Annotated in this window: 10 protein-coding genes; all 10 read right to left on the minus strand. The window is 63.7% G+C overall.

Annotation, left to right across the window (positions count from 1 at the left end; all coding sequences use genetic code 11):
* Positions 1 to 244: 244 nt before the first annotated feature.
* The 10 genes from rlmH to Q8S60_RS11300 all read right to left on the minus strand — a co-directional run bounded on the left by rlmH (position 245) and on the right by Q8S60_RS11300 (position 7,729).
* On the minus strand, positions 245 to 727 hold the full coding sequence (rlmH, locus tag Q8S60_RS11255; protein ID WP_305276864.1) for a 23S rRNA (pseudouridine(1915)-N(3))-methyltransferase RlmH: 483 nt from the start codon (positions 725 to 727) through the stop codon (positions 245 to 247).
* An 80-nt stretch (positions 728 to 807) separates the two neighbouring features.
* Positions 808 to 1,245 carry a ribosome silencing factor gene (gene rsfS, locus Q8S60_RS11260; protein ID WP_370867276.1) on the minus strand — a complete coding sequence of 146 codons (438 nt, stop codon included), beginning with the start codon at positions 1,243 to 1,245 and terminating at the stop codon, positions 808 to 810.
* 158 nt (positions 1,246 to 1,403) lie between these two features.
* On the minus strand, positions 1,404 to 2,006 hold the full coding sequence (locus tag Q8S60_RS11265; protein ID WP_305276863.1) for a nicotinate-nucleotide adenylyltransferase: 603 nt from the start codon (positions 2,004 to 2,006) through the stop codon (positions 1,404 to 1,406).
* Positions 2,007 to 2,036: 30 nt separating this feature from the next.
* Positions 2,037 to 3,311, minus strand: coding sequence for a glutamate-5-semialdehyde dehydrogenase (locus Q8S60_RS11270; RefSeq protein WP_305276926.1), 1,275 nt, complete (start codon positions 3,309 to 3,311; stop codon positions 2,037 to 2,039).
* An 87-nt stretch (positions 3,312 to 3,398) separates the two neighbouring features.
* Positions 3,399 to 4,556 (minus strand): glutamate 5-kinase, encoded by a 1,158-nt coding sequence (gene proB / locus Q8S60_RS11275; protein ID WP_305276862.1) that lies wholly within the window; start codon positions 4,554 to 4,556, stop codon positions 3,399 to 3,401.
* A complete protein-coding gene (obgE, locus tag Q8S60_RS11280; protein ID WP_305276861.1) occupies positions 4,553 to 5,599 on the minus strand; it encodes a GTPase ObgE in 1,047 nt (348 codons plus the stop codon). The genes proB and obgE overlap by 4 nt, the downstream gene beginning before the upstream one ends.
* Before the next feature lies 1 nt (position 5,600).
* On the minus strand, positions 5,601 to 6,125 hold the full coding sequence (locus Q8S60_RS11285; RefSeq protein ID WP_305276860.1) for a GNAT family N-acetyltransferase: 525 nt from the start codon (positions 6,123 to 6,125) through the stop codon (positions 5,601 to 5,603).
* Between the two features lie 97 nt (positions 6,126 to 6,222).
* Positions 6,223 to 6,501 carry a 50S ribosomal protein L27 gene (gene rpmA / locus Q8S60_RS11290; RefSeq protein ID WP_305276859.1) on the minus strand — a complete coding sequence of 93 codons (279 nt, stop codon included), beginning with the start codon at positions 6,499 to 6,501 and terminating at the stop codon, positions 6,223 to 6,225.
* A 21-nt stretch (positions 6,502 to 6,522) separates the two neighbouring features.
* Positions 6,523 to 6,834, minus strand: a complete 312-nt coding sequence (gene rplU / locus Q8S60_RS11295; protein WP_305276858.1) for a 50S ribosomal protein L21 — start codon at positions 6,832 to 6,834, stop codon at positions 6,523 to 6,525.
* Between the two features lie 121 nt (positions 6,835 to 6,955).
* Positions 6,956 to 7,729 (minus strand): phosphatidylcholine/phosphatidylserine synthase, encoded by a 774-nt coding sequence (locus tag Q8S60_RS11300; protein ID WP_305276857.1) that lies wholly within the window; start codon positions 7,727 to 7,729, stop codon positions 6,956 to 6,958.
* Between the last annotated feature and the right edge of the window lie 249 nt (positions 7,730 to 7,978).

The following is a 7,978-nucleotide window of genomic DNA, read 5'->3' on the forward strand; positions in this document are numbered from 1 at the left end:
CGGTCGTAGATGCGCGTGCGCGCTGTCGCGAGCGCATTGCCTTCGCGCTCCGTCCGGACACCCCAGCCGTCCAGCAAGACAAGGACAAGAGGTCGAACGCCGGTCATTGCAGCCATGATAATCTTGATAATCCGTGAGCCAGTAAAGCGGCTCGAATCGCAGCGCTCATTTGCGAGCGAATTCGAAAACTAGTGCAAGCGCCGCAACGTGTCTACTTGCGTGCGGAGTTCTTTGAGTTCCCTCTTCAGGCGCGGTGATAGGGGTGGCCGGAGAGTATCGTTGCGGCACGATAGAGCTGTTCGGCGAGCATGACGCGGACAAACATATGGGGCCATGTCATCGCACCGAAGGCCATGACATGCGCCGCCCGGTCGCGGATGGCGGGCGCAAGCCCGTTGGCCCCGCCGATCAGAAACGCAACGTCGGCCGTACCGTTGTCGCGCAGGGTCCCAATGCGTTTTGCAAATGCCTCGCTCGTTTCGACGCGGCCGCGTTCGTCCAGTGCAATGATGAGAGCTCCCTTTGGCGCGGCGGCAAGCAGAAGCTCCGCTTCGCGTTCCATGAGGGCGGTGTCTTCAAGGCGGCGCTTTTCCTCCACTTCGGACAGAGGCAGCACGGAAAGGCCGATGCCCCGTCCGGTCGCATCGAGGCGCGACGTGTAGTCGTCGAGAAGAAGTTTTTCAGGCCCTGCTCTCAGCCGGCCCACGGCGCAGATTTGAATACGCATATATCCCCCGTCCGGCTATGGCGCCGGCCAATATCGGACGCGGGGAGAAGGCGCCGGCGTCGTCTGAGGGGCCTATCGCCTCAGACGGCCAACTGGTCTGCCGGAATATCGGCGGACCACATCTTCTCCAGCTTGTAGAACTCGCGCACTTCGGGACGGAAGACATGGATCACCACGTCGCCGCCGTCGATGAGCACCCAATCGCCCTGTTTCATTCCCTCGACCTGCGACGTGCCGAACCCGGCCTCTTTCAGGCGGCGCACGAGATGGTCGGCCACCGCGCCGACATGGCGCTGCGACCGTCCGCTCGCGACCACCATGTGATCGGCGATGGGTGTCTTTCCGGTCAGATCGATGGAAACCACGTCTTCGGCCTTGTCTTCGTCCAGGCTCTCGAGAACGAGAGCGAGCATTTCCGAAGATTTGCCGGTATCGGCCTTTTGCGCCTTCTTGGCGGCGGCCTTCTCACTGGCCCCTGCGGGCTTTGCCCTTGCGGGCTTGAGGACTTTTACGTCCATTGACTGTCTGTTCAGGAACGGACTCCTTGATTTCACGTACTGCACATTAACGCCGACGCGACCGGTTCTCTGGCCGGAGGCCGACACGCCTTGAGAATAAGGCTCACGATGCCTCAATTCAATGACGGTATTTCAAAAGTCCGGTGACGACCGCCCGGTCAGGCAGGCCAGCCGCCCTGCCGCCGGATCGACGTCGCGGATTGGGGGCTTTCGGGGCCCTCGAGGAAAACCACCGCGGGTGCCGCCAGCGACGGCAACAGCGCCGCGTCGGAAGCATCGAGCGTCACGTCTCGCAACGCCACCGCGGCGGGCGACAGCCGTGCCTTCAGGGTGAAGCCCGGCCGCGGATAGACGGCAATCGGCACCGTGGCGACGATGTCCCGCCAGCGCGACCAGCGCGGCAACTGGATCATGTTGTCGGCGCCCATCAGCCAGACAAACCGGATTTGCGGAAAGCGCCCTGTGAGCGTCGCGAGCGTGTCGGCGGTGTAGCGCGTGCCCAGCCGCGCTTCGATATCGCTCACACAGATGCGCGGATCGCGCGCCATTTTCTCCGCCGAGGCGAAGCGCTTGTCGAAGGGCGCCATGCCCTTGTCCGGCTTCAGCGGATTTTGCGGCGTGACGAGCCACCAGACGCGGTCGAGACCGAGCGTGCGCAGGCACATGCGTGTCACATGCAGGTGGCCTTCATGGGCGGGATTGAAGGAACCGCCGAGCAGCCCGACTTTCAGCCCCGGCGCCAGCAGTTCGCGGCGCGCCATATCATGCTTTCCTGGGGAAGGGGCATGGCATCAGGGACGAACCTGACCGTTGCCGTGCACCACATATTTGAAGCTGGTCAACTGTTCGACGCCGACGGGTCCGCGCGCGTGGAACTTACCGGTGGCGATGCCGATTTCCGCGCCCATGCCGAATTCGCCGCCATCGGCAAATTGGGTCGAGGCATTGTGGAGCACGATCGCGCTGTCCACTTCGGCGAGGAACCTGTCTGCCGTCTTTTGGTTGGCGGTGACGATTGCCTCGGTGTGGCTCGACCCGTACTTCGCGATATGGGCTATTGCTTCCCCGACGCCTTTCACGACGCGGACGGCGATGATGCTGTCGAGATATTCGGTGTACCAGTCGTCTTCCGTAGCGGGTTTCACGCGGGCGTCGGCCTTTTGCGCCGTCTCGTCGCCGCGCACTTCGCAGCCTTCGGCGATCAGCGCTCCGACAAGGGGCGCCAGATGGGTTGCCGCGCAGGCCTCGTCCACCAGCAGCGTTTCCGCGGCGCCGCAGACGCCGGTGCGGCGCAACTTCGCGTTCAGCACGATGTTGCGGGCCATGTCGAGATCGGCCTCGCCATCGACATAGACATGGCAGACGCCTTCGAGATGAGCGAAGACGGGCACGCGCGCTTCTTCCTGCACGCGGGCAACGAGGCTTTTGCCGCCGCGCGGCACGATCACATCGAGATTGCCGCCGAGACCCTTCAGCATCTCACCGACCGCGCCACGGTCGCTCGTCGGCACGAGCTGGATCGCCGCCTCGGGCAGGCCGGCGGCAATGACGCCTTCGAGGATCGAGGCATGGATCGCCTGACTTGAGCGCATGGCGTCCGAGCCGCCGCGCAGGATCGCGGCATTGCCGGATTTGAGGCAGAGCGCACCCGCATCCGCGGTCACATTGGGGCGGCTTTCATAGATGATGCCGATGACGCCGAGCGGCACGCGCACGCGTGAAATATGGAGACCGTTGGGCCGGTCCCATTCGGCCATCGTCGCGCCGACGGGGTCGGGCAGGGCGGCGATTTCCTCAAGAGCCCGCGCGATACCTTCGATGCGCTTCGTGTCGAGTGTCAGCCGATCGATCAGCGAGGGCGCGGTGCCGTTCTTCACGGCGTCCGCGACGTCCTCTGCATTCGCTTCCAGAATGTCGTCGACATTCGCGCGCACGGCCATGGCGGCGGCGAGAAGTGCCGCGTCCTTCTGCTTGGTCGGTGCCTGCGCAAGCGCGATGGCGGCTCGGCGCGCGGCGGCGCCGATTTGTTCCATGAGAAGGGAAACATCCTGCCGATCGGCGTTCATTTTCAGGATATTCACTTGCGTCACCTGTTGTTCCGGAAGGCTGCCCGAGTATTTCAGGCGGGAAGTCTAGTTTCAACGTAGCCTTGTTTAATGGGGATCGCGCTCGCGGATTTCAGCCCTTTTCAGCACAAGATCGTCGCGATGGATCATTTCCGCGCGGCCCGAATAGCCGAGCAGTTCCTCTATTTCGTGGCTCGAATGGCCCATGATGGCCCGTGCGTCGTCGCTCGAATAGGCGCTGAGGCCGCTCGCAATTTCATGGCCTGCGAGGTCCCTCACGCTTACCGCGTCGCCGCGGCCGAACTCGCCCTCGACGCCGGTTACCCCAGCCGGCAGGAGGCTGCGGCCCTGCACGAGCGCTTTCACCGCGCCGTCGTCGATGACGATGGTCCCGAGCGTCTTCAGCGAGCCGGATATCCAGCGCTTGCGCGCCGCCACCGGCGTCGAATGCGCCGCGAACCAGGTGCAGCGCGCACCGTCTTCAAGCGCCTTCAGCGGATGCAGGCCGCGCCCGTTCGCGATCGCCATGCGCGCGCCCGCTTCGGTCGCGATGCGGGCGGCGGCGAGTTTCGTCTTCATGCCGCCGCGGGAGAATTCGCTCGCGGCATCGCCTGCCATCGCCTCGATCTCGGGCGTGATTTCCGCCACCTCGGCGAGGTGCCGCGCTCCGGGCATATGGGGTGGCGCGGTGTAGAGCCCGTCGACATCGGAAAGCAGGATCAGGCAGTCGGCGGACACCATGCTTGCAACCCGCGCGGCGAGACGATCATTGTCGCCGTAGCGGATTTCGGTCGTCGCCACCGTGTCGTTCTCGTTGATGACGGGAACGGCGCGCAATTTCAGCAAGGTCGAAATGGTCGAGCGGGCATTCAGGTAGCGGCGGCGTTCCTCGGTATCTTCAAGCGTCACCAGAATCTGTGCGCAGGAAAAACCGTAGGCCGACAGAATTTCCTGAAAGGCATGGGCGAGACCGATCTGGCCGACGGCCGCTGCCGCCTGGCTCTCCTCCAGCTTCAACTTGCCGGGCGGCAGTTTCAGCGCACGGCGTCCAAGCGCGATCGCGCCGGAGGATACGATCAGCATTTCCTGTCCGCGCGATTGCATCCGCGCCACATCTTCGACCAGCGCCTGCAGCCAGGTGCGGTTGAGTTTGCCCGTCTCGGGGTCGGTCAGCAGCGCCGAACCGATCTTCACCACGACGCGCTGGGCGTTCGACAAATGGGCGCCTTGACGCTCCGCGTTCATGGTTTCCAGCCCTCTTCTTCTTCGCTCCGCGCCGCTTCGGCCTTTTCCGCGGCGCGCTTCTTCCAGATTTCATCCGCCGTCAGCCGCAGCACCTCGGTCACGCCTTCGCCGGACACGCCGGAAAGGATGTGCACCGTGCTGCCACTCTCTTCGGCAAGAAGCGCCGCTTTCTCGTCGCGTTCTTCCTCGCTCAAGGCGTCGGCCTTGTTGAGGCAGAGAATTTCCGGCTTGTCTTCGAGCCCGGCGCCATAGGCTTCGATCTCGCCGCGAATGACGTGGTAGGCCTCCGCGACGTCTTCCGCCGTGCCGTCGACGAGATGGATGAGGATGCTGCAACGCTCCAGATGGCCGAGGAAGCGGTCGCCGAGGCCGGCGCCTTCATGCGCGCCTTCGATGAGGCCGGGAATGTCGGCGAGCACAAAGCTGCGCGTATCGACCGTCACGACGCCGAGGCCGGGTGTGAGCGTGGTGAAGGGATAGTCGGCGATTTTGGGTTTCGCCGCGCTCACGGCCGCGAGGAAGGTCGATTTACCGGCATTGGGCAGGCCCACCAGCCCCGCATCGGCGATCAGCTTCAGCCGCAGGATGATGGTCTTCTCCTGGCCTTCGAGGCCGGGATTGGCGCGGCGGGGCGACTGGTTGGTCGAACTCTTGAAGTAGGCATTGCCAAAGCCGCCATTGCCGCCTTTGAGCAGCACGATGCGCTGGCCGACTTCCGTCATGTCGGCGATCAGCGTTTCTTCGTCTTCCTCGAAAATCTGCGTCCCGACGGGCACCTTCAGCACCACATCGGCGCCGTTTGCGCCGGCGCGGTTCTTGCCCATGCCATGCGTGCCGGTCTTCGCCTTGAAGTGCTGCTGGAAGCGGTAGTCGATCAGCGTGTTGAGGCCCTCGACGCATTCGACGATGACATCGCCGCCCCTGCCGCCGTCGCCGCCGTCCGGTCCGCCGAACTCGATGAACTTCTCGCGCCGGAAGCTCACGCAGCCGGCGCCGCCATTGCCGGAGCGGACGTAGATTTTTGCCTGATCGAGGAACTTCATCTCAATTGTCCAATCGCGCCAGCCGCATCGTGAGGCAGCGAACTTTTTCCTGTCGCGCCGCGCACCAGCGATATTCCTCGCCAGTATAGCGGAAGCCGAGCTTCGTCAGTACGCGGCCCGAAGCATGGTTCTCCCAATAATGCCCGGAGACGATCGTTTCCGCACCGAAGCGGGCAACCCCGTCTGCGAGTACGGCCCGGGCCGCCTCGGTCGCATAGCCGCGGTTCCAGTATGGCTCGCCGATCCAGTATCCGATCTCGTGCGTGCCGTCGGCATGGGCCTGTATGCCGCAACCGCCGACGAAGCCTTCGCCATCGGTTACCGCATAGCCGAATTCCTCGCCCCCTTCGCGCAAGGCCTTCTGCTTGCCGATCCATTCATGCGCCATGTCGAGCGTGTATGGGTAGGGCATGCGGGACAGCATTCGGGCGACATTCCAGTTGTTTGCGAGCGCCGCGATCCTGTCGGCGTCGCGCTCGCAGAGCGGCCTCAACAGCAATCTTTCCGTTTTCAGTTCTTCCTGCATCGGGATCGTCCCGAGAGAGCATAAAAAAAGGGAGATGGCGGTCCATCTCCCTCTCTTATTCCGATGGTCGCCACCCGAGGTGGCGTTCACCCCGATATCAGTCAGCCGCCTTCGCCGGCATGTCCGCCGGGACGACCGATACGAAAGCACGCTCGTTCTTGCCCTTGTGAAACGACACCACGCCCTCGACCTTCGCGAAGATCGTGTGATCCTTGCCGATGCCGACATTGCGGCCGGGGTGCCAGGTGGTGCCGCGCTGGCGAATGATGATGTTGCCCGGAATGACGCTTTCGCCACCGAACTTCTTCACGCCGAGACGCCGGCCGGCGCTGTCGCGACCGTTGCGGGATGAACCGCCTGCCTTTTTATGGGCCATGTTTCTGCTCCTGCGTGCCGCTTAGCCGGCGATGTCGAGGATCTTGACGCGCATCAGATCCTGGCGATGGCCGTTCTTGCGGCGATAATTCTGGCGACGGCGCTTCTTGAAGATCGTGATCTTCGGGCCGCGCGTGTGTTCGACGATCTCGGCACTGACCTTGGCGCCATCGACGAGCGGCGCGCCGACTTTGAGCGTACCGCCTTCGCCGCCCAGCATCAGGACTTCGAGGTCGATCTTGTCGCCCGCCTGGCCGCCGTTCCGCTCGATTTCGAGCAGATCGTCTTTTGCGACTTTGTATTGTTTGCCGCCGGTCCGGATGACTGCGAACATCGGTAAATCCACCATTTAACGAAATAAAGACCGGCGCGCCGCCTGTAGGAGCGGCACGGGCCGAATTGGCGCGCAATATACAGGGGGTGAGGACGCTGTCAAGCTGCGGAATGGCTTGATTTCAAGGCTTTTCCGCAGGTTTGGCCGGGGCGGCGGTGCGCCAGACGCATAGCCCCAAAAAATAGAGGGAAGCCGCCACCCAGGTCCAGAAAACGGCCGGAGCCGCCGCGAGAGGCGGTGTCGCGGCGGCGCTTGCGACGACGAGCCAGAACGTGGCCCCCGCCCAGAGGGCCGTCACGGCCAATGTCAGGGGCCGGAGCGTCTTCACCCGGAAGGGGTGGATGAATTTCAGCGGCACGAAGGTCAGGATACCCAACGCCGCTATGACGGCGAGGTTCAGCCAAGGGCCGCTGCCGGCAATGTAAAAATACAGCACCACGAGGTTCCAGGTGGCCGGGAAGCCGGAAAAGTAGTTGTCGGCTGTCTTCATCTCCCGATTGCCGAAGCAATAGAGCGAGGTCGTCATGATATAGGCGGCGGCGGGAATGCCCCACCCATCCGGTACGAGCCCGAAACGATAGATAAGGAGTGCCGGGATCACCGTATAGGTCAGGTAATCGATCACCAGATCGAGCACCGCGCCGTCGAACCGGGGAGCATATTCGGTCACCCGGACCTTGCGGGCCATGGGTCCGTCGAAGCCGTCGATGATGAGGGCGGCGCCGAGCCAGAGGAGCGCAAGGCGGAGGTCCCCGGCAATCAGCGCCGCAATGGCCAAAAGCCCGGTGACGACGCCGCTCGCCGTGAAGGCATGAACGGCCCATGCGGCGGCGACGCGCGCCCGCTGCGGGGGCGAGTGGCCGGCTTTTTCGTGCTCGGTGCGGGCGTCGCTCATGATCGGCATTCTAGCAGGCCGGCGGGACTTAGCCTAAGTGCTTGGTTCCCGCGCCGGCCAAGAGGGCTGTCATATCTATCGGTGTCCCTCGATCCGGCCTTGTGTGCAGGGCAGGTCGCGTCTACATTCCGCGCCGTTTCGACCATACGGGCGGCCTCAACGGTCCGGTCCGTCCTCTGCGGAGAGGTGGCTGAGTGGTTGAAAGTACCGCACTCGAAATGCGGCGTACTCGCAAGGGTACCGTGGGTT

The organism is Parvibaculum sp. (genome assembly GCF_030694575.1).
GTDB lineage: Bacteria > Pseudomonadota > Alphaproteobacteria > Parvibaculales > Parvibaculaceae > Parvibaculum.